This is a genomic window from Streptomyces turgidiscabies Car8 (assembly GCF_000331005.1).
GTDB lineage: Bacteria > Actinomycetota > Actinomycetes > Streptomycetales > Streptomycetaceae > Streptomyces > Streptomyces turgidiscabies.
In genome coordinates this window covers 1-20,493 of record NZ_AEJB01000690.1, presented here as the reverse complement: position 1 = coordinate 20,493, position 20,493 = coordinate 1, and the positions used below count along the sequence as shown (strand labels likewise).

The 20,493-nt window shown below is 71.8% G+C and carries 17 protein-coding genes and 1 pseudogene; 6 read left to right on the top strand and 12 right to left on the bottom strand.

The window, feature by feature from the left end; all coding sequences use genetic code 11:
* A partial coding sequence (locus tag STRTUCAR8_RS55515) for a peptidase inhibitor family I36 protein (protein ID WP_338399714.1) occupies nucleotides 1-348 on the bottom strand: 348 nt, incomplete at its 3' end.
* On the opposite strand from STRTUCAR8_RS55515, the gene STRTUCAR8_RS55020 reads away from it, so the two are divergent.
* Nucleotides 281-628 (top strand): hypothetical protein, encoded by a 348-nt coding sequence (locus tag STRTUCAR8_RS55020; protein ID WP_234372527.1) that lies wholly within the window; start codon nucleotides 281-283, stop codon nucleotides 626-628. The genes STRTUCAR8_RS55515 and STRTUCAR8_RS55020 overlap by 68 nt on opposite strands.
* 23 nt (nucleotides 629-651) lie before the next feature.
* Nucleotides 652-1,707 carry a helix-turn-helix domain-containing protein gene (locus STRTUCAR8_RS47990; protein WP_006383790.1) on the top strand — a complete coding sequence of 352 codons (1,056 nt, stop codon included), beginning with the start codon at nucleotides 652-654 and terminating at the stop codon, nucleotides 1,705-1,707.
* Nucleotides 1,708-1,818: 111 nt separating this feature from the next.
* On the opposite strand, the pseudogene purH reads toward STRTUCAR8_RS47990, so the two are convergent.
* A pseudogene (gene purH / locus STRTUCAR8_RS47985) lies at nucleotides 1,819-3,388 on the bottom strand (bifunctional phosphoribosylaminoimidazolecarboxamide formyltransferase/IMP cyclohydrolase).
* A gap of 8 nt (nucleotides 3,389-3,396) precedes the next feature.
* Entirely contained in the window at nucleotides 3,397-4,026 is a 630-nt protein-coding gene (gene purN, locus STRTUCAR8_RS47980; RefSeq protein WP_006383801.1) for a phosphoribosylglycinamide formyltransferase, read from the bottom strand.
* Between the two features lie 303 nt (nucleotides 4,027-4,329).
* Here purN and STRTUCAR8_RS47975 point away from each other — a divergent pair, with 303 nt between their 5' ends.
* Nucleotides 4,330-5,118 (top strand): hypothetical protein, encoded by a 789-nt coding sequence (locus STRTUCAR8_RS47975; RefSeq protein ID WP_006383793.1) that lies wholly within the window; start codon nucleotides 4,330-4,332, stop codon nucleotides 5,116-5,118.
* Nucleotides 5,119-5,139: 21 nt separating this feature from the next.
* Here the strand turns inward: STRTUCAR8_RS47975 and STRTUCAR8_RS47970 are convergent, their stop codons facing one another.
* Complete coding sequence (locus STRTUCAR8_RS47970; RefSeq protein WP_006383794.1) at nucleotides 5,140-6,786, bottom strand: cell division protein PerM; 1,647 nt, start codon at nucleotides 6,784-6,786, stop codon at nucleotides 5,140-5,142.
* A gap of 97 nt (nucleotides 6,787-6,883) precedes the next feature.
* On the opposite strand from STRTUCAR8_RS47970, the gene STRTUCAR8_RS47965 reads away from it, so the two are divergent.
* Nucleotides 6,884-8,032: a helix-turn-helix domain-containing protein gene (locus tag STRTUCAR8_RS47965; RefSeq protein ID WP_006383805.1), complete on the top strand. Its 1,149-nt coding sequence runs from the start codon at nucleotides 6,884-6,886 to the stop codon at nucleotides 8,030-8,032.
* 164 nt (nucleotides 8,033-8,196) lie between these two features.
* Nucleotides 8,197-9,879 (top strand): IS1182 family transposase, encoded by a 1,683-nt coding sequence (locus STRTUCAR8_RS47960; RefSeq protein WP_078507545.1) that lies wholly within the window; start codon nucleotides 8,197-8,199, stop codon nucleotides 9,877-9,879.
* Between the two features lie 51 nt (nucleotides 9,880-9,930).
* Here the strand turns inward: STRTUCAR8_RS47960 and sucD are convergent, their stop codons facing one another.
* From sucD to STRTUCAR8_RS47935, 7 genes are all read right to left on the bottom strand, one after another.
* The gene (gene sucD, locus STRTUCAR8_RS47955; RefSeq protein WP_006383791.1) at nucleotides 9,931-10,815 is read right to left on the bottom strand and encodes a succinate--CoA ligase subunit alpha; all 885 of its coding nucleotides are present in this window, start codon (nucleotides 10,813-10,815) and stop codon (nucleotides 9,931-9,933) included.
* A gap of 21 nt (nucleotides 10,816-10,836) precedes the next feature.
* Complete coding sequence (gene sucC, locus STRTUCAR8_RS47950) at nucleotides 10,837-12,015, bottom strand: ADP-forming succinate--CoA ligase subunit beta (protein ID WP_006383804.1); 1,179 nt, start codon at nucleotides 12,013-12,015, stop codon at nucleotides 10,837-10,839.
* Nucleotides 12,016-12,685: 670 nt separating this feature from the next.
* Nucleotides 12,686-13,039, bottom strand: coding sequence for a hypothetical protein (locus STRTUCAR8_RS53120; RefSeq protein WP_143666629.1), 354 nt, complete (start codon nucleotides 13,037-13,039; stop codon nucleotides 12,686-12,688).
* Nucleotides 13,040-13,733: 694 nt separating this feature from the next.
* Nucleotides 13,734-14,909 carry a VWA domain-containing protein gene (locus STRTUCAR8_RS47945; protein ID WP_048818915.1) on the bottom strand — a complete coding sequence of 392 codons (1,176 nt, stop codon included), beginning with the start codon at nucleotides 14,907-14,909 and terminating at the stop codon, nucleotides 13,734-13,736.
* Nucleotides 14,906-17,440, bottom strand: a complete 2,535-nt coding sequence (locus STRTUCAR8_RS47940) for a DUF5682 family protein (protein WP_006383800.1) — start codon at nucleotides 17,438-17,440, stop codon at nucleotides 14,906-14,908. The genes STRTUCAR8_RS47945 and STRTUCAR8_RS47940 overlap by 4 nt, the downstream gene beginning before the upstream one ends.
* A complete protein-coding gene (locus STRTUCAR8_RS53110) occupies nucleotides 17,437-17,607 on the bottom strand; it encodes a hypothetical protein (protein WP_158697510.1) in 171 nt (56 codons plus the stop codon). The genes STRTUCAR8_RS47940 and STRTUCAR8_RS53110 overlap by 4 nt, the downstream gene beginning before the upstream one ends.
* Nucleotides 17,604-18,749, bottom strand: coding sequence for an ATP-binding protein (locus STRTUCAR8_RS47935; protein ID WP_006383799.1), 1,146 nt, complete (start codon nucleotides 18,747-18,749; stop codon nucleotides 17,604-17,606). The genes STRTUCAR8_RS53110 and STRTUCAR8_RS47935 overlap by 4 nt, the downstream gene beginning before the upstream one ends.
* 167 nt (nucleotides 18,750-18,916) lie before the next feature.
* Here STRTUCAR8_RS47935 and STRTUCAR8_RS47930 point away from each other — a divergent pair, with 167 nt between their 5' ends.
* The gene (locus tag STRTUCAR8_RS47930) at nucleotides 18,917-20,275 is read left to right on the top strand and encodes an SWIM zinc finger family protein (protein WP_044474157.1); all 1,359 of its coding nucleotides are present in this window, start codon (nucleotides 18,917-18,919) and stop codon (nucleotides 20,273-20,275) included.
* 21 nt (nucleotides 20,276-20,296) lie between these two features.
* Here STRTUCAR8_RS47930 and STRTUCAR8_RS53685 read toward each other — a convergent pair.
* Nucleotides 20,297-20,493: hypothetical protein (locus tag STRTUCAR8_RS53685; protein ID WP_044474156.1), on the bottom strand; the 197-nt coding region annotated here is incomplete at its 5' end.

The window sequence follows — 20,493 nt, the reverse complement described above, 5'->3', positions numbered from 1 at the left end:
CCCCCGTGCCCGGGGCCGCGCTCCCGGGCTCAGCCGCAGCTGCCGCTGATCCACTTGCGGGAGCGGAGCTTGTAGGTGCCGGCCAGGTTGCCGCCGTGCTGCTGCCGGGTGCAGCCGATACGGTCGTTGTAGTCGGCGTCCAGGTAGTAGGCGACGCCGGTGGACGAGCTGGTGCCGGCGTTCCACACCCGACTTGACGTTCGTCGTGGCGGCCCATGAGCAACGGGTCGAGCCACCCTGCCAGTCGGGGTCGGCGGCGTCCCACGAACACTTGTGGCCGGTGAAGTTGGCGCCCGACCAGAAACAGACGTCGCCGCTCGCGCAGTCGACGGCGGCGGCAGTCGCCACCGCGGCCGAGGCGGACGTGGGCACGGCGAGAGCGGTGGCCGCCGCCGCGCTGACGGCGAGAACCGCGAAGAGCGACTTGAAGCGGCGCGGCGTCGACCGGTGTGTCGACCGGTGCTCGGACACCCAGACGCTGACAAAGCACGCACTCGCCGGGCCAGGAAATCGGGCCCGTTGGGATGCCGGGACGGTGGGACGCCGTTCGCCTGGCACGTTCCGAGATCGTTGGAACGGCCATGGGACGGCCCTCATGGCACAGTGGCCCGGCTACTGGAGCGTCTGACCAACGTGCCATGGGGGGAAACCATGCCCGCACACCCGGAATCCGAACAACTCGCCGCGATACTGCGCGCGTTGAAGAACAGATCAGGACTCAGCTACGAAGCACTCGCGAAGCGGACCGACATCGCCGGCTCCACACTGCACCGCTACTGCAAGGGCACCTCGGTACCGCAGGACTACGGAAGCGTCCACCGCCTCGGCACCGTCTGCGGTGCGTCCCCGGACGAACTGCGGTCGCTGCACCGGCTCTGGGCACTGGCGGACACCGCCCGGCTCAAGGAGAACGGGGAGTCGAGTGCGGAGGCGAGTGGGGAAACAGGCGGAGAGGTGAGCGGGGAGACCGCAGACTCGGCGACGGACCCGGTCGTCGAGGTACCCGCGACGCCGGCCTCCGCCCCGGTGCGCCGCTCCCGCTACTCCGTCGTGGCCGCGGCGGTCGCCGCGGTCGTGACGCTCGGCATCTCCGCCTGGGTCCTGTCGACGGAGGAGGCCTCGTCCGCCAGCCATGACGACCGTGTGCTGTTCTCGGCGGGCTGCCGTTCGGTGGTGGCCATGGGCGAGCACGACACCTGCGTCCACGAGGTGCAGCAGTTGCTGCACGACAGGGGCGCGGACATCGGCGTCGACTCGGACTTCGGCCCGCAGACCCTGCGCCGGGTCACCGCGTTCCAGGTGTTCGCCGGCCTCCCGCCCAACGGGATCGTGGACGACGCGACGAAGAAGGCGCTGTACTCGTCACCGAAGGTGCGCATGAACGTGTGGTCGCCGGAGAAGGTGCGGCAGCGCATCCGTACGGTGTTCAAGGAGGCGCCCGCCAAGGCCGTCGCCATCGCGGACTGCCAGTCCTTCCTGGACCCGCTGCACATCCTGCCCAACACCAACGGCACCCGTAACTGGGGCGTGTTCCAGATCTCCGACGCCCGGCTGCGCGAGCTGGGCGGCACCCCGCGGCAGGCGCTGGACCCGGCGTGGAACATCACGGCGGCCAAGCGCCTGTGGGACAAGGACCGCGACTTCCACGACTGGCCGAACTGCGAACGAGCCGCCGACGCGACGCCGTCGCCCACCCGAACTCCCTGAGCGCTCGGGGCAGTTCGCGTATGCGCGCTCCCGCTCACGAAAACGCCCGCGGCCCACCGGAACGGATTCCGGTGGGCCGCAGCACGTGTCGTTCAGCAGAACTCGCAGGACTCAGTGGAAGAAGTGCCGCGTCCCCGTGAAGTACATGGTGACGCCCGCCTTCTGCGCCGCCTCGACCACGAGCTCGTCGCGCATCGAACCGCCGGGCTGCACAACCGCCTTGACGCCGGCCGCCGTGAGGATCTCCAGCCCGTCCGGGAACGGGAAGAACGCGTCCGAGGCCGCGTACGCACCGCGCGCCCGCTCCTCCCCGGCCCGCTCGACCGCCAGCTTCGCCGAGTCGACGCGGTTGACCTGGCCCATGCCGACGCCGACCGAGGCGCCGTCCTTGGCGAGCAGGATGGCGTTGGACTTGACCGCGCGGCACGCCTTCCAGGCGAAGGCGAGTTCCGCGAGCTCGGCCGCGGACAGTGCCTCGCCCGTCGCCAGGGTCCAGTTGGCCGGGTCGTCGCCGTCCGCCTGGAGACGGTCCGTCACCTGGAGGAGCGCACCGCCGTCGATGGGCTTGACCTCGGCGGGGTGCGAGGGCGCGGCCGGGGCCTTCAGGACGCGGATGTTCTTCTTCTTGGCGAGGGCTTCGAGGGCGCCGTCCTCGTAGTCGGGCGCGACGATGACCTCGTGAAGATCTCCGCGACCTGTTCCGCCAGCTCCTTGCTACGGGCCGGTTGACGGTGATGACCCCGCCGAACGCCGACAGCGGGTCACACGCGTGCGCCTTGCGGTGCGCCTCGGCGACGTCCGAACCGACCGCGATACCGCAGGGGTTGGCGTGCTTGATGATCGCGACGCAGGGCTCGTCGTGGTCGTACGCGGCACGGCGGGCGGCGTCAGTGTCCGTGTAGTTGTTGTACGACATCTCCTTGCCGTGCAGCTGCTCGGCCTCGGCGAGACCGGTGCCCGTGCCGTCGACGTAGAGCGCGGCGGGCTGGTGCGGGTTCTCGCCGTAGCGGAGGGTGCTCTTGCGCTCCAGGGCGGCGGCGATGAAGCCGGGGAACGGGGAGTCGTCGGCGGGCGCGTAGACGCTCGCGAACCAGCTGGAGACCGCGATGTCGTACTCGGCGGTGTGCCGGAACGCCTCGGCGGCCAGCCGCTTGCGGGCGGTGAGGTCGAAGCCGCCGTCCTTGACCGCGGCCAGGACGTCGGCGTACCGCGCCGGGCTGGTGACCACGGCCACCGACGGGTGGTTCTTGGCGGCGGCACGGACCATCGACGGGCCGCCGATGTCGATCTGCTCCACGCACTCGTCGGGCGAGGCGCCGGAGGCTACCGTCTCGCGGAACGGGTACAGGTTGACGACGACCAGGTCGAAGGGCTCGACGCCCAGCTCGGCGAGCTGGGTGCGGTGGTCCTCCAGGCGCAGGTCGGCGAGGATGCCCGCGTGCACCTTGGGGTGCAGGGTCTTGACCCGGCCGTCGAGGCACTCGGGGAAGCCGGTGAGCTCCTCGACCTTGGTGACGGGGACGCCGGCGGCGGCGATCCGGCCCGCCGTCGATCCGGTGGAGACGAGTTCCACGCCGGCCTCGTGCAGACCACGGGCCAGCTCTTCCAGACCGGTCTTGTCGTAGACGCTGACGAGCGCCCGGCGAAGGGCCCGCTTGTTGCTCTCGGCGGTGACAGTGATGTCGGCGGTCACTGGATAACTACCTTTCGTCCCTCAATGCGATAGCCGTTGCGGGCGAGCCGCCCCACGACATCGACGAGCAGCCTTCGCTCGACTTCCTTGATGCGCTCGTGCAGAGCGCTCTCGTCGTCCTCGTCCCGGATCTCCACCACGCCCTGAGCGATGATCGGACCGGTGTCGACGCCGTCGTCGACGAAGTGGACGGTGCAGCCGGTGACCCTGGCGCCGTACGCGAGCGCGTCGCGAACGCCGTGGGCCCCCGGAAAACTGGGCAGCAGGGCGGGGTGCGTGTTGACGAACCGCCCGCCGAAGAGGGCCAGGAACTCCTTGCCCACGATCTTCATGAACCCGGCGGAGACGACCAGATCGGGTTCGTACGCGGCCACCGCACCGGCGAGCGCCGCGTCCCACTCCGCCCGGGTGGCGTGGTCCTTCACCCGGCACACGAAGGTGGGCAGCCCGGCACGCTCCGCGCGCGCGAGCCCCTCGATGCCGTCGCGGTCGGCCCCGACGGCGACGATCTCGGCCCCGTAGGCGTCGGTGCCGGTGGCGGCGATGGTGTCGAGGAGCGCCTGAAGATTCGTACCGGATCCGGAGACCAGCACGACAAGGCGCTTGGCGGCCTGGGACTCGGCCACGGCGGGGCCCTTTCTCGGGGGAGCGTTTGTACGGTCGTACGAATGCTTCGCGCCCCGGGATACGGGGAAGTCTACGAAGCGGCCGACCGGCAGCAACGATACCGGCACTCCGGACAGCCCCCACGGGACGGGGGCGTGGCCGGAAGGTAGCGTCTGGGAGGAGCCGGTCCGGGAACGCGGTCGTCATGCGGTGCGTTCACGGGGTGACGGCTCATGCCGGAACAGCCTCGATCGACAGCCGTGATCCAACGGCCGTGATCAAGCGTGGTCAACCGTAACCAACAAGGGGAAGACGCTCACTTGATGTCCGACCGCAGCCTGCGACTCCTCACGCTCACCCCGCAGTCGGTGCTGCTGCGGGAGCGCCCCGCGTCGCCGCCCGACGCGCCCTCGGGCAAGAAGACCGGCGACGCCGGCGCGAACGGCGACGGGCAGGGAAGCGCGGCCCAGGACGACAACCCGTTCGCCCCGCCGCCGGAGGGCACGCCGGACAAGCCGTGGCAGCCCCGGCGTCCGGCGGGCGACGACGCCTCGGGCGACGCCGGTCACTCCCCTTGGGGCAGCCAGTGGAGCGACCGCCAGCCCGGCCGTTCGCCGGGCGGCTTCGGCGACCGTTCCGGCCGGGGAGGAGGACAGGGCGGCCCCGAGGGCGCGGGCGACGGATCGGGCACCGACCCGCGCTGGGACCCGACGGACCCGGCCCAGCGCCACGCGCGGTACGCACTGCTGTGCGGCATGTGGGCCTTCTTCTTCGCCCTCTTCGGCTGGCCCTACGTGGCGCTGCTGCTCGGCGCGCTCGCCCTGAACTGGGGCATCAGCGCCCTGCGCGCCAAGCCCCGCACCCCGAACCCGGACGCCCCGGCGCCCTCTCCAGGCCCGGGCGGCGTGAAGCGGCAGCAGCGGACGGCCGCGATCAGCGGTCTGGTCACGGCCTCCCTCGCCCTCGCCATGGTCGCCGGGACGATCGCCCTCCAGTTCGTGTACCGCGACTACTACACGTGCACGAACGACGCGCTCACGACCACCTCCCAGAAGGCCTGCGACGACCTGCTCCCGAAGCAACTCCGCAAGGTGCTCGGCACGAACAGCTAGGAGACGGCGGATACGGCTCGGCTACGGCCGTGTCTCTTCCGGTTCCGGCTCTGTCTCCCGCTCCTGCGGAGGCGTCGACGACGCCTCCTTCAGCGCTGCCCAGCGGGCCTCTCTGGACGCCGCGTCGTCGTACCAGGGCGAGGGTGACGCCGACGGCAGGTCGGCGGGCAGGAAGTCGTAGACGGCCTCCAGCCCGTAGGGATCGCTCGCCTCATACGCGTCGTGTGGCGTGCTCCCGTGCGGCTTCCTCGTCCCGGCGGGTACCGCCGTGGGCCTCAGCTTCAGCGTGCCGGTGTCCGTGGCCGAGCCCTTCGGCCGCTTCCGCAGCCGCCAGACGCGCAGCCCCAGGGCCGTCGGGACGGCGACGGTCGCCGTCCACGCCAGCGTCGCCGCGCCCGTCTGCCACCACACCGGCCCGACATGGGCGAGGGCGCCGCTGCCGAGCGGCCCGCCCGCCAGAGCGGCCAGCGCCGCGAGCGCGCCCGCGCACAGGGCGGCGGCAAGAGCCGCGTTCGCGGCGGTACGCCCGCCCGGCCAGGGTGTTCTCCCCTCGCCCTGGCCTGCCGCCGCCCGCGCCGTGAACCAGGCCAGCTTCAGCCCGGCCGCCACCGGCACCGCGACGACCGCCCAGGCCAGCGGGGTGCCCGGTCCGGCGTCAGGCACCGCTGACAGCAGCGGGAACGGCGGCAGCAGGGGCGCCGGGTCGGAGGCCAGCGGCCCCGTGACATGGTCCGCGCCGAGGGTGAAGCCCGGGCCGAGGGCGTAGGACGCGCCCCACAGCGCCGCGTTGGGGATCAGGGCCAGACAGAGCAGCAGTACGGCGATCCGGCCCGACCACGCCTCCGTCAGCTGGAGGAAGGAGGTCCGGGCGGCCCCGCCGTGCCCCAGCAGCGACACCGCGAGGAGCAGCGCCCCGCCCCCGACGAACACGGCGGTACCGGCCCCGGCGGCCCGGCCGGCGGCCAGGAAGCGGCCACGGGCATCCGGGTCCAGGACCGGCCGACGTACCGGCCTGGGCAGCAGACACAGCACCCGGGGCGACACGGGCCCGTGCGGGCGGCCGTACGCCGTCCACACCCCGGCGCTTGCCGCCGCCATGGTGAGCAGCGGCACGCAGACGACCGTCGACGCCCAGTCGGGGCGCAGGCCGCCCCCGGACGCGTACAGCGCGACACCCCCGCCGACGGCCAGATAGCCGGCGACGACACCGAGCCAGACGGGGCGGGCGGGAAGGGGAGGCGCGTCCTGTGCCGCCCCCTCCTCCTCCGGGCCCTCCGTCGCGTCGCGGGCGGCGCGGTGCAGCAGCCAGACCGGTAGCGCGAGCAGGAGGAGCGGGGTGACGCCGACGGGGGCGGGGGCGCCGGACAGGCCGTCCACCCGGACGAGTTCGACTCCGTGGGCGAGCAGCCAGAGCGCGGCGGCGATGTGCAGGGCGCCGTCGGGGCCGCTGTCCGGGTACGGCGAGCTGATCCACAGCACCATGACGAGCACGGCGAACGAACCGAGCCCGAGCCCGGCCGCGAGCGCGCCGCCGAGCAGGCCGGCGCCCAGTCCTGGGGAACGGTCACGCAGTCGGTCGCGGATCCGGACACGGACCCGGTCACGCACCCGGGTGCGCAGAAGCGGGAAGGAAAGCCGGCGGTCGGTCGTCTGGGTCACGAGCGCCATGGTCCCAACGACACGCGCTTTACCGGCGTAACAGGCGAACTTACGACGTGTCACTCAATATACGTTTTATGTACTTTTACGTGCGAAGGGGCACCCGGTGACGCAGAGCCCCGCCATCCCGCTGCCCCCGCCCGCCGAACGCCGACGCCTGCGCGAGTCACAGTCGCTGACGCAGGCTCAGGTCGCCAAACGGGTGGGCGTCAGCCGCGAGACGGTACGCGCGTGGGAGACCGGCCGCACCACACCGCGCGGACGCAGGGCCCAGACGTACGCGAGCCTGCTGGCAGCGGCACCGAAGCGCAGCGCCGCGGCCGCCCCGACCGCTTCGACCGCTTCGACCGCTTCGACCACTTCGACCACCTCAACAGCCTCACCTGCGGTCGCCGTCGCCGCCATCGCCACCGCCACCGCCACCGAAAAGGTGCCGGTCGGCGCCCCCGTCGCCCCCTTGACGCCCGCTCAGGCCTTCGACGCCCTCTACGCGTTCTGCGCCCCCGCCCTCGTACGGCAGACCTATCTCCTCACCGGGCGACGGGAATTGGCGCGCGAGTCCGTCGAACGGGCGTTCCAGCTGGCCTGGCACCGCTGGCCCGAGGTGGCCGTGGACCCGGACCCTGCGGGATGGGTGCGCGCGACGGCGTACGAGTGTGCCCTCTCCCCCTGGCACCGCTTCCGCGCCCGGCACCGCCACCCGGAGGCCCCACCCGCCGACGCGTCGGACCGCGCGCTGCTGTCGGTCCTCCTGAAACTCCCCCCGCCCTACCGGCGGACCCTGCTCCTCCACGACGGTGTGGGCCTCGGCCTGGCCGAGACGGCGGCGGAGACGGAGGCGAGCACCCGGGCGGCGGCGAACCGGCTCCTGCACGCCCGCGAGACGGTGGCGACCCGTCTGCCGGACCTCCAGGACCCGGTCCGTCTCTCGTCCCGGCTGGCGGGCCTGGCCACCCACGCCCGGCTGCGCGCCGCCCGCGCCTCGACCGTCCGCGCGGGCAGCGAACGCCGCGCCCGGAACTGGACCCGGGCGGCGATCGCCTTCACCGTCGCCCTGATCGGCGCCACCGCGTTCACCCTCCACACGGCCCCGACACGCTACGAGCCACCGGTGGCCCCGGGCGCGACCGTGCAGGGGGTGCCACCACAGGCGGCCCCGGGGCCGCTGTCCCGCACGGAACTGAAGCTGCGCAAGAAGCTGCTGCAGAACACGACACCGAGCGGTCCGGAGAGAGTCCTGCCTGAGCCGAGGTGAGGGGGGTGGGGGGTGCGGTGAGGTGAGGTGGCACCCGCGCCGACGCCAGTGGGCCCGCCCCTATAAGGGGACGCTGTTGGTTAATTCGGGCCCGTGCGTGACGTCGGCTCCCAAGACCTGGTTGTGGTCTTGGGAGCCGATGTTGTCGTATGGGGTGGGTGTCGATGTCTATGCAGCCGAGCGGGCCGGTCGAGATTCCGGCGGAGACGGTGCGGGTGGCGCGGGCAGCGTTCCCGAAGGGGAGTCTGGCGATCCGGGTGCGGGACGAGCTGGGTCCGTTGTTCACCGATGAGGAGTTCGCGGATCTGTTCCCGGCGCGAGGGAAGCCGGCCTGGTCGCCGGGGCGGCTGGCGTTGGTGCTGGTGTTGCAATTCGTTGAGGGGCTCACGGACCGGCAGGCCGCCGAGGCGGTGCGGGCCAGGATCGACTTCAAATACGCCCTCGCGCTGGACCTTGGTGATCCGGGCTTCGACTTCTCGGTGCTGTCGGAGTTCAGGGACCGTCTGATCGAGACGGATGCCGGGCGGATGGTGCTGGACGGCATCCTGGCTGCGGCCCGGGAGAAGGGGCTGCTCAAGACCGCCGGCCGGGCCCGTACCGACTCCACGCATGTGCAGTCCGCGGCCCGGGAACTGTGCTGGCTGGAGATGGTCGCGGAGACGCTCCGTGCCTCGTTGAACGTGCTCGCGCAGGCCGCCCCCGACTGGCTGGCGAAGGTCGCCGGTCCGGACTGGTTCAGGCATTACTCCACCCGGGCCGAGGACTCCCGGTTTCCCAAAGCCCGCGTCAAGCGGGAGGAGGTCGGCCAGCGGATCGGGACGGACGGCATGCGGCTGCTTGAGGCCGTCTTCTCGCCCCAGGCACCGGCTGGGCTGCGGGAGGTGGAGCAGGTGAAGGTCCTTCGGCAGATGTGGGTCCAGCACTTCCACCTGGTCGGGGGCGAGGTGAGGCGGCGGGACCCAAAAGACCGCCCGCCGGGCGCGATGCGCCTGGTCACGCCCTATGACACCGAGGCGAGGGGCAGCAAGAAACGCGACATTCTGTGGGACGGATACAAGGTCCACCTCACCGAGACCTGTGAGCCGGACACCCCGAACCTGATCACGAACGTGGCCACCACGCCCGCCACCGTCCCCGACAACGCGATGGCAGACGTGATCCACGCCTCTCTCGCGGAGCGGGACTACCTGCCCGACGAGCACTGGGTCGATGCCGGATACCCCACCGCCGCCGATATCGTGTCCGCCCGCACTTTGCACGGCGTCGCTCTGCAGGGGCCGGTCCAGGCCAACACCAGTACTCAGAGCGGCAGCGCAGGCGGCTACGACCAGGAGTCCTTCACCATCGACTGGGACAATCAGCAGGTCACCTGCCCGGGAGGCAGCACCAGCACCAACTGGAGCGACCGGCTCTCCCAGCAAGGACTGCCCGTGATCCGCGTGCGGTTCTCCAAGAACGACTGCCACTCCTGCCCGGTGCGCACGGACTGCATCAGCTCACCCACCGCCCCACACCGCGAACTGCGCCTGCGCCGCTACGACGAGCACCACGCGCTGCGGGCCGCCAGAGCTGAGCAGCAGACCGAAGGCTGGAAGGAGCGCTACAAGATCCGCGCCGGCATCGAGGGCACCATCTCCCAGGGCGCCAATCGCTGTGGCCTGCGCAGATCCCGCTACAAGGGCCTGGCCAAGACCAGCCTTCAGCACCAGCTCACCGGCGCCGCCCTCAACCTCGCCCGGATCGACGCCCATCTCACCAACACCCCCCGAGCCCGCACCCGCACCAGCCACTTCGCAGCACTTCGCCCCGCCGGACAAGCCGACGGGGCGAAGCAGGGCCCGAATTAACCAACAGCGTCCTATAAGGGGAACGGGCCCACCAAGGTTCAGCTGACCGACTCAGCCGGCGAGGATCTCGCGCGCCAGCTTGGCCGTCTCGGTCGGCGTCTTGCCGACCTTCACACCGGCGGCCTCAAGGGCCTCCTTCTTCGCGGCGGCCGTGCCGGAGGAGCCGGAGACGATGGCGCCGGCGTGGCCCATCGTCTTGCCCTCGGGCGCGGTGAAGCCCGCGACGTAACCGACGACCGGCTTCGTCACGTTCTTCGCGATGAAGTCCGCGGCACGCTCCTCGGCGTCACCACCGATCTCACCGATCATCACGATCAGCTCGGTGTCGGGGTCCGCCTCGAACGCGGCCAGCGCGTCGATGTGCGTCGTACCGATGACCGGGTCGCCACCGATACCGACGGCCGACGAGAAGCCGATGTCACGCAGCTCGTACATCATCTGGTACGTCAGCGTGCCCGACTTCGAGACCAGACCGATACGGCCCGGCTTCGTGATGTCGCCCGGGATGATGCCGGCGTTCGACTGGCCCGGCGTGATGAGACCGGGGCAGTTCGGGCCGATGATCCGGGTCTTGTCGCCCTGCGCCACGGCGTACGCGTAGAACGCGGCCGAGTCGTGGACGGCGATGCCCTCGGTGATGACGACCGCGAGGGGGATCTCCGCGTCGATCGCCTCGACCACGGCGGCCTTCGCGAAGGCCGGCGGTACGAAGAGGACCGATACGTTCGCGCCCGTCTTCTCGATCGCCTCGGCGACCGTGCCGAAGACCGGGATCTCGGTGCCGTCGAAGTCGACCGACGTGCCCGCCTTGCGGGGGTTCACGCCACCGACGATGTTGGAGCCGTCCGCCAGCATGAGCTTGGTGTGCTTCATGCCCGTGGCACCGGTCATGCCCTGGACGATGATCTTGCTGTCCTTGTTCAGGAAGATAGCCATGGCTGTTCTGTCCCTCTTCCCTTACTTCGCAGCCGCGAGCTCGGCGGCCTTGTCGGCCGCGCCGTCCATGGTGTCCACACGCTGGACCAGCGGGTGGTTGGCGTCGGAGAGGATCTTGCGACCCAGCTCGGCGTTGTTGCCGTCGAGGCGGACGACGAGGGGCTTGGTGACTTCCTCGCCCTTGTCCGCGAGCAGCTGCAGCGCCTGCACGATGCCGTTGGCGACCTCGTCACAGGCGGTGATGCCGCCGAAGACGTTGACGAAGACGGACTTGACGTCCGGGTCGCCGAGGATGATCTCCAGGCCGTTCGCCATGACGGCGGCGGAGGCGCCACCGCCGATGTCGAGGAAGTTGGCGGGCTTGACCCCACCGTGCGCCTCACCGGCGTACGCGACGACGTCGAGGGTGCTCATGACGAGACCCGCGCCGTTGCCGATGATGCCGACCTCACCGTCGAGCTTGACGTAGTTGAGGTTCTTGGCCTTCGCGGCGGCCTCGAGCGGGTTGGCCGCGTCCTTGTCCTCGAGCGCCGCGTGCTCCGGCTGGCGGAACTCCGCGTTCTCGTCGAGGGACACCTTGCCGTCGAGGGCGATGACCTTGCCGGAGGCGACCTTCGCGAGGGGGTTGACCTCGACGAGGAGGGCGTCCTCCTTGATGAAGGTGTCCCACAGGGTCACGAGGATCTCCGCGACCTGCTCGGCGACCTCGGCCGGGAACTTCGCCTGGGCGACGATCTCGCGGGCCTTCTCGATCGAGACGCCCTCGTTGGCGTCGACCGGGACCTTCGCGAGGGCCTCGGGGTTCTCCTCCGCGACGACCTCGATCTCCACGCCGCCCTGGACGGACGCCATGGCGAGGAAGGTGCGGTTGGTGCGGTCGAGGAGGTACGAGACGTAGTACTCCTCGACGATCTCGGGCGCGGTCTCGGCGATCATCACCTTGTGGACCGTGTGGCCCTTGATGTCCATGCCGAGGATGTCCGTCGCGCGGGCGACGGCCTCGTCCGGGGTGGCGGCGAGCTTCACGCCGCCGGCCTTTCCACGCCCACCGACCTTCACCTGCGCCTTGATGACGGACTTGCCGCCAAGACGCTCCGTCGCCGCGCGGGCCGCCTCAGGCGTGTCGATGACTTCACCGGCCAGCACCGGTACACCGTGCTTGGCGAAGAGGTCCCTCGCCTGGTACTCGAACAGGTCCACGCGCGTCCGTCCCTATCAGTGATCTCGCGGTTCGTTGTCTGCGTGGGCGTGCCGCGAAGGGCAACGTGACGTCCGCTGTGTCACAAGGGTGGCGCACACGATGACCGAGCGCGCGGCATGTCCGTCCCGCAGGTTATCGCCGCTCGCCGCAGGTCCCTAAATCAGGAATCACACCTGAGCGGTGATACCTGTCACAGAGTGCCATTCTCGGCCCTCGCTCACCCCTCTTGAGGTGCGTAAAGACGCGTTAGGGACGCATAGGGGGCAAAGGTGAGGCCTCACCGGGCCGGGGTGAGCCAGGTGAGGCCTCTGGAAGGTCCGCCAACGGTGTTGACGGTCCTCCGGCAAGCGGTCCCCTCCCCAGGGGAGCCGCTCACCGCCCTCCGCCGGGCACGCCCTGACCGGACCGATGGCATTCGGCCGTACGGGGGCTTTCCCGGCGGAGTCCGCATGATCCGCACGTCACGAGGCGTACGGGGTCGGGGGGCGCGAGTGTCGCAGCGCGGAGTGCCTCGGACAACGGCTCCGACGCGGCTCGGGTGCGGCTTGGGTGCGGCTTGGGTGCGGCTTGGGTGCGCGGAGGCCGGGCGACCGGCTGGCACTCCGTGCAGTTGTCGCGCCCCTCACGATCCGACGAATTCGCGCACGGCGACGGAACGGGGAGGGCGTGTCAGGCGGGGAACACCGGGATGCCCCGGTAGCTGTCCCTGGCCTCGGCACCAGCCGCGCCCGGGGCGATCCCCGGCACGGGGCACACGGGCGCTCGCTGGCTCGACCCGACGGCATGCGCGTCGCCGTGCCCACCGTGCGAGGAACCACCACCGTCGACGACGGCCCGATCACCGAGCGCCCCGTGGGACACCCCGTTCGGCAGACCACCGGGCACCTGACGCACAGACGCCCGCGAGACGACCACGCCACCCCGGCCACCGGCCACCGGCCCACCCCGGGCCTCCACAGCACCGCCGCCCCGACCGAGGAACCGAGGGCCGTAGACACCGTGAGGCGTCCCGGCAGCGGACAAAGCCGCCACCTTCTCAGGCGCCGAGGGAGCAGTCGGGGATAACGGGGATGTGGGAGAGGGGGGCACGTCCGGAAGCCGGGGCGGCGACTCAGGAAGTTCCGGAAGCCCAGGCACCGCAGGCACCACAGGGAGTGCGGGCAGTGCGGGAACCGCAGGGAGTTCGGGCAGTGCAGGGAGTTCAGGTAGCACGGGGAGTTCAGGCAGGGCCGGCACTGCGGGCAACGTCGGCGCCGGTAGCGACACTTCGGCCAACTCGTCGGTCACCGCGACCACCCGCCCACCGACAAGTGGCCCGGCCTTCTCGACCACCGGGCGAACCACGCCGCCCACCCCTCGGAGCGACGGCGCGCCCTCCGCCGCGTGCGCCCGCTCCCCGCAGAAGAAGCCGAACACGACCAGCCCGCCCACCAGCACCGCGACTCGCAGCGCGCGCCGCCCCGCCGCCGCACGCGTCACACGCAGTACGGCAACGGGCAGGGCTGCTGGCCAGTTCAAGAGGGAAAACTCTCCCGGGCGGCGATACGACGACGAACGTCATGGATCAGCGAGGAGCAGGACGAGGAGGCGCCGATCCTCGCACGGCCCTCCCGAGGTCGCGCAAGCCCCCCGTGACCGATGCGCCCTCATGTCCTTTTTGCCGACCGAAGCCGCCCTCATGACACTCACGTCACCCCGTTGACGCGGTCGACTCGGTTCACGCGGTGTCGGGTATCGGCAGCGGGCGCTTCTCGATCGCCGCGGCCATGATGTCCGGGAACAGATCGGGCGTGCAGGCGAACGCCGGTGCGCCCAGCGCCCCGAGCGCCGCCGCGTGCTCCCTGTCGTACGCCGGAGCCCCCTCGTCCGACAGCGCGAGCAGCGTCACGAACTGCACGCCGGACGCCTTCATCGCGGCGACCCGCTTGAGCATCTCGTCGCGTATGCCTCCCTCGTAGAGGTCGCTGATCAGCACGACGACGGTCTCGGCGGGCCGGGTGATCTGCGACTGGCAGTACGCGAGCGCCCTGTTGATGTCCGTACCGCCGCCGAGCTGCGTACCGAACAGGACGTCCACCGGGTCGTCGAGCTGGTCGGTGAGGTCGACGACCGCCGTGTCGAAGACGACGAGCCGGGTGTCGATCGACCGCATGGACGCCAGCACCGCCCCGAACACCGACGCGTACACCACCGACGCCGCCATCGAACCGGACTGGTCGATGCAGAGGACGACCTCCTTCTTCACCGACTGGGAGGCGCGCCCGTAGCCGATGAGCCGCTCCGGCACGATCGTGCGGTACTCGGGGAGGTAGTGCTTGAGGTTCGCCGCGATCGTGCGGTTCCAGTCGATGTCGTGATGGCGCGGCCTGCTGACACGGGCACTGCGGTCCAGCGCACCGGTGAGCGTGGCCCGGGTCCGCGTGGCGAGCCGCTTCTCGAGGTCCTCGACGACCTTGCGTACGACGGCTCTTGCCGTCTCCTTCGTCGTCTCCGGCATCGCCTTGTTGAGGGAGAGGAGCGTGCCGACGAGGTGGACGTCCGCCTCGACCGCCTCCAGCATCTCGGGCTCCAGCAGAAGGGCGGAGAGCCCGAGCCTGTCGATGGCGTCCCGCTGCATGACCTGGACGACGGACGACGGGAAGTACGTCCGGATGTCGCCGAGCCACCGCGCGACCGACGGCGCGGATGCCCCGAGCCCCGCCGAACGGTCCCGCCCCGCCTTGTCCTTGCCCCCGTCGCCCCTTCCGTAGAGCGCGGTGAGCGCCCCGTCCATCGCCGCGTCCTGCTTGGACAGCGCACAGCCGATACCGTCCGCCGAGTCGCCTCCCAGCACGAGGCGCCACCGCCGCAACCGCTCCCGTGCCGGATCCGCCGACTCCGTCACCGTCGTCATGTCCCCACCCCCACCAGGTTGTTGTCGTCGACGCCCCCCTCACCCGCTTCCGCCGGCCCCAGCAGCAGCCTCAGCACCGGCAGCACGGCATCCGCTCGCCGGACGTCCAGGTCGGGTGCGAAGCCCGGCATACCGGCGGCGCCGGTCACCGCACTCCCCCGCTGTCCGGGACCGCGCCGGACCAGTTCGCCCAGCGTTCTGCGCACGCCGGGCTCGTACGCCGAGAACGTGCGCCTCAACAGGGGCAGCACATCGGTGAACGCCTCCGCCGGCACCCGGGTCAGCCAGGCGTCGACCAGCCCGAGCAGCCGTTCGTCGTGCACGAGCAGCATCCCGCCCCCGGAGCCGCCCCCGACGAACCCCTCGATCCACGCTGCCGCGTCCCCCGGCGCCGTCCCCGGCGAGAGCACGTGCCCCATGAGCACGGCTGCCTCGTCCTGGGCCAACTCCCCGTCGTCCAGCAGCAGTCGTACGGCCCGCCCGCGCACCACACCGGCCACGCTGTCCCGCCCCGACAGCACCCGGAGCACGGAGTGCCAGCGGCGCCGCAGCCCACCGTGGCGTCCCGGCGCGGGGCGATCCGCGGCGCCACTCGGCTCCGCGACCCCAGGGCCCCTGGCCTCCGTATCCACGGGGCCGCTCGCGGGAGTGCCCGAGACAGGGGTGCCCGAGACGGGGTCCGGGCGCGCGGTCTCGCCGAGCAGTCCCACCGCTCCGTGCACCGCGTCCACATGGCGCCGCATCTCCTCGGCGGCCTCCGTGTCGAGGGCGGCGCAGGCCGGGGGCAGGCCGACGAAGACGCGCTCGGCGAGGCCCGCCGCGACCTCGGTCAGCGCCCCGGTGTCCGTGCCGCGTACGTCGCCGTAGCGCAGGGACCGGACCAGCGCCGGCAGCGCCTGAGCCAGGTGTCCCACGTCGGCGTCCAGGGCCGCGCGGTCGGCGAGGACGCGCATCACCACGGGGAGTGCGTCGGACAGTTCGGCGAGCAGACAGCGCTCGGCGAGAGCGGTCACGTCGGCCAGCGCCCCCGCCCCCACGGCGTCGGCCTCCGCCTTGGCGGTCGCAGCCGAGAGCACGGTCGTCCCCCACACGCCGGCCTCGGCGATCCGCACCGCCAACTCCGGCTCCCAGCGCAGCCGCCATGTCTCCCGGAAGGTACCCGTGCTGCCCCTCGACGCCGCCGGTTCTCCCCACCGGACCCCGAGCAGCCGCAGTCGGTGCAGCAGCCGACTGCGCTCCGCGTCGGTGTCCTTGCGCAGATCGAGCTCCAACTCCCGCTCCAGCGCCTCCGGTTTGAGCCGCAGCCGGCGCTGGAGCCGCGTCAGGTCACGCTGCAAGGGGACAGCGGGCGCCGACTCGGGAACCTCCCCGAGTACGTCCCCGACGACGAGGCGGTCGCGCACCAGGGCCAGCGGAACATCTGAGCCCTCACACATCACCGCCCGCACGGCGTCGGTCGTCTCGGTCAGCCCCGGCAGCGGGCGGCCCCGCATCGCGCCGAGCGTCTCCGCCAGCCGCACCGCCTCGATGACGTGAGCCGAGGAGACCATCCTGTCCTCGTCGCGCAGCAGCCCGGCCACCTTGGTCATCCACCGCTCGACCGGCCGGTCCCGGGCCCCGAAGAGGTGCCCGTACCAGCCGGGGGAGTCGATGCCCGCCCCGTACCCGCTCGCCCGCGCGAGCCTGCGATGTGTCCACGGCACCCAGGTCACGTCCACCTTGACCTTGGGCAGCCCCTTCAGCAGCGCCCGGTCGGCACCGACACCGACCCTCTGCCGCAGTGCGGGCACATGCCAGGCACCGCACACCACGGCCACCGCGGCATCCCCGAACTCCCGCTGTGCCGCCCGTACTTGGAGGCGCATGTACGCCTCCCGCACCGGATCCCGGTCGTGGCCCCCGGTGCCGTACACCTCCCGCAGCGCACCCATGGCCTCTTCGAGCACCTCGAAGGGAGCGAACGCGTCGCCCTCCCCCGTCCCCCGATGCTCGACGACGTCCTCCCACCAGCGCTCCGGATCGTCGTAACCGCCGGTCCGCGCGAGCACGGCGAGCGGATCGACCCGCACTTCGGCATCCGGAGTGGCCTCCCGGGCGGTGTCCGCATCCGCTTCCGGCGTCCGGCCCTCGCTTCCCCCCTCCGGGCCCTCGTCCTCGCCCTCACCCCCGTGCCCGGCCTCGTCCTCCTTCTCCCACGCCAGCGTGTGTGTGGCGGGGAGGTCGATGAACCGGGCGGGGACCCCGTGTTCCACGGCCCAGCGGATCGCCACCCACTCCGGGGAGAACTCGGCCAGCGGCCAGAACGCCGAGCGGCCGGGCTCGTCCACGGCATGGGCCAGCAGGGCCACCGGCGGTCGCATGTCCTCGTCGGCGGCCAGCGGGATCAGGGCGTCGGCCTCGGGCGGCCCCTCGATCAGTACGACCGCCGGCCGCGCCGCCGCCAACGCGGCCCGTACCGCCCGCGCCGACCCGGGCCCGTGATGACGTACGCCGAGCAGCAACGGCCCGGCGCCACCCTCGACATCGGTCACGCCACTCGCCTCCTGCGCCAGGTCGAGTCACCGTCGTCGACCGCCGTACTCACACCACCGACCCGCATGGACACCGAACCGCCTCCCGTCGACACCCCGAACACACGCCCCCGCACACGCACATCCACGACCACGCCCGCACCCCCGCCCAAGCCCCTGCTGCTCACGCGCTCACCTCACGGCACGCCCGGTAGAAGTCCTTCCAGCCGTCGCGTTCGCGGACCACCGCCTCCAGGTACTCCTGCCAGACGACCCGGTCGGCCGCCGGATCGCGGACCACCGCGCCGAGGATGCCCGCGGCGACGTCCGACGCCCGCAGGACGCCGTCGCCGAAGTGGGCCGCCAGGGCCAGGCCGTTGGTGACGACCGAGATCGCCTCGGCGGTGGACAGGGTGCCGCTGGGCGACTTCAGCTTGGTCCGGCCGTCCGACGTGATGCCGTCGCGCAGTTCACGGAAGACGGTCACGACGCGACGGATCTCGTCGACACCGTCCGGCACGGCCGGCAGGTCGAGCGAGCGGCCGATCTGGTCGACCCGGCGCGAGACGATGTCGACCTCGGCGTCGGCGCTCTCCGGCAGCGGCAGCACCACCGTGTTGAAGCGGCGGCGCAGGGCGCTGGACAGCTCGTTGACCCCCCGGTCGCGGTCGTTGGCCGTCGCGATCAGGTTGAACCCGCGGACCGCCTGCACCTCCTGCCCCAACTCCGGTATCGGCAGGTTCTTCTCCGACAGGATCGTGATCAGCGTGTCCTGTACGTCGGCCGGGATGCGGGTCAGCTCCTCGACGCGGGCCGTCATCCCCTCCGCCATCGCCCGCATGACGGGGCTGGGCACGAGAGCCTCGCGGCTCGGGCCGTGCGCGAGCAGCCGGGCGTAGTTCCAGCCGTACCGGATCGCCTCCTCCGGTGTGCCGGCCGTGCCCTGGACCAGCAGTGTCGAGTCGCCGCTGACCGCCGCCGCCAGGTGTTCGGAGACCCAGGTCTTCGCCGTGCCGGGCACGCCGAGGAGCAGCAGGGCACGGTCGGTCGCGAGGGTGGTGACGGCGACCTCGACGATGCGGCGCGGGCCCACGTACTTCGGGGTGATCACCGTGCCGTCGGGCAGTGTGCCGCCCTGCAGGTACATGGCGACGGCCCACGGCGACAGTTTCCAGCGGGCCGGGCGCGGGCGGTCGTCCTGCGCGGCCAGTGCCGCGAGTTCGGCGGCGAAGGCGTCCTCGGCGTGCGGGCGCAGTTCCTCCGTGCCGTTCGCGTGAGCGGACTGCTCGTGACGCGGGTCGACGGATGTCGGTTCAGCGGAAACAGGCATGGCTCGGTCCCCCTCCAGCTCGGCCGGTCTTGGCCCGTTCGGATCTGGTGACCACACTGCACCACGCCACTGACAATGCGTTCTGACCTGCGGAAATGCGGTTTCGAAGGTGAGGCGGGGATCGCCACGAGGACCGATTGTCAGTGCCGGGACCTACCTTCGATGTCATGACTCAGCAGGGGGTGCGCTGGACAGCGGATCAGGTGCTGGCACTGGCGCCTGACGTCTCGTCACGCAAAGCGGGAAGCAAACTCGGCGCGGCCGGACCGTGGTCGGAGGCCGGCAGTACTGACGAGGGGACGGTGTGGGGACTGTGCAAGGGCAGTGGCAGCAAGCCGTATCAGACGGTCGTCGACATCGCGGACGCCACCGGGCCCGCGTACAAGTGCAGTTGTCCGAGCCGCAAGTTCCCGTGCAAGCACGCGCTCGGCCTGCTGCTGCTCTGGGCGGGCGGGGACGGCGTGGTGCCGCGAGGCGAGGCGCCGGGCTGGGCGGAGGAATGGCTGGCGGGGCGGCGGAAGCGTACGGAGGAGAAACGGGCGGCGGGAGCTGCCGGTTCCCCGGCCGCGTCGGGTGATCCGGAGGCGGCGCGGCGCAGGGCGGAGCGCCGGGCCGAGCGGATCACGGCGGGGGCGACAGAGTTGGAGCAGCGCCTCGCCGACCTGCTGCGTGGCGGCCTGGCCACGGCGGAACAGGCGGGATACGGGCTGTGGGAGGAGACGGCGGCCCGCATGGTCGACGCGCAGGCCCCCGGACTGGCGGGGAGGGTACGGGAGTTGGGGGCGATCCCGGCGTCCGGTCCGGGCTGGCCGGTGCGACTGCTGGAGGAGTGCGCGCTGCTCCACCTCCTCGACCGGGGCTGGCTGCGCCGGGACGAGCTGCCGGAGGGTCTGGCGGCGACGGTACGGTCCCGGATCGGCCTGCCCGGTTCGGCGGACGGTCCGCCGGTGCGCGACCGCTGGCTGGTCCTCGCCCAGTACGAGACGGCGGACGCCCGTCTGACGACGCGCCGGATCTGGCTGCACGGTGCGGAGTCGGGCCGTACCGCGCTGCTCCTCTCTTACGGAGCGGCCGGCCGCGCCCCCGAACTGGCACTGCCGGTCGGTCTGGCGTTCGAGGCGGAGGTGTCCGCTTACCCCGGCGCCGGACAGCTCAGGGCGGCCCTGGGTGAGCGGTTCACACCGCCCGCGCCGACGGACGTACGGCCGCCGGGGACGACGACCACGCACGCGGCCGAGTGTTACGGGGAGGCACTCCAGGACGACCCCTGGCTGGACTCCTTCCCGGTGACGCTGGACCGGGTCATACCCGTCCCGGACGGCGGCTCCTGGCAACTGGCCGACGCCGACACCGACTTGGCGCTGCCCCTCACCCCCTCGGCCGTCGCCCACCCAGGCCTGTGGCGCCTTGTCGCCCTGTCGGGCGGGGCCCCCGTCACGGTCTTCGGCGAGTGCGGTCACCGGGGTTTCACCCCTCTGACCGCCTGGCCGGAGGGGCCGGAGGGACAGGCGGTCCCGCTGTGCTGAGGCGGCGCGACACTCCACGGTTCACGGCACGACGACTCCCCACGGCTCAACTCCCGTTCCGACGAAAGGGAACGCCATGAACGGCAGCAGCGCCTCCTCCCCCGCAGCCTCACCCTCCGCGGGTGTCTGGGAGGAGTTGGTCACCGCGGCGCTGCTCGGCACGGAGCGGCGTACGCCCCCGGGGTGCCCGCCGGGCAGGCAGGCTCCGGTCGCGCTGC

What these genes read in the sequence shown, in the direction of transcription:
- STRTUCAR8_RS47990 (WP_006383790.1), top strand. Translation starts at nt 652, where the DNA reads ATGCCCGCACACCCGGAATCCGAACAACTCGCCGCGATACTGCGCGCG.
- STRTUCAR8_RS47930 (WP_044474157.1), top strand. Translation starts at nt 18,917, where the DNA reads ATGACTCAGCAGGGGGTGCGCTGGACAGCGGATCAGGTGCTGGCACTG.
- STRTUCAR8_RS47975 (WP_006383793.1), top strand. Translation starts at nt 4,330, where the DNA reads ATGTCCGACCGCAGCCTGCGACTCCTCACGCTCACCCCGCAGTCGGTG.
- STRTUCAR8_RS47945 (WP_048818915.1), bottom strand. Translation starts at nt 14,909, where the DNA reads ATGACGACGGTGACGGAGTCGGCGGATCCGGCACGGGAGCGGTTGCGG.
- STRTUCAR8_RS47970 (WP_006383794.1), bottom strand. Translation starts at nt 6,786, where the DNA reads ATGGCGCTCGTGACCCAGACGACCGACCGCCGGCTTTCCTTCCCGCTT.
- STRTUCAR8_RS47960 (WP_078507545.1), top strand. Translation starts at nt 8,197, where the DNA reads ATGTCTATGCAGCCGAGCGGGCCGGTCGAGATTCCGGCGGAGACGGTG.
- sucD (WP_006383791.1), bottom strand. Translation starts at nt 10,815, where the DNA reads ATGGCTATCTTCCTGAACAAGGACAGCAAGATCATCGTCCAGGGCATG.
- STRTUCAR8_RS47935 (WP_006383799.1), bottom strand. Translation starts at nt 18,749, where the DNA reads ATGCCTGTTTCCGCTGAACCGACATCCGTCGACCCGCGTCACGAGCAG.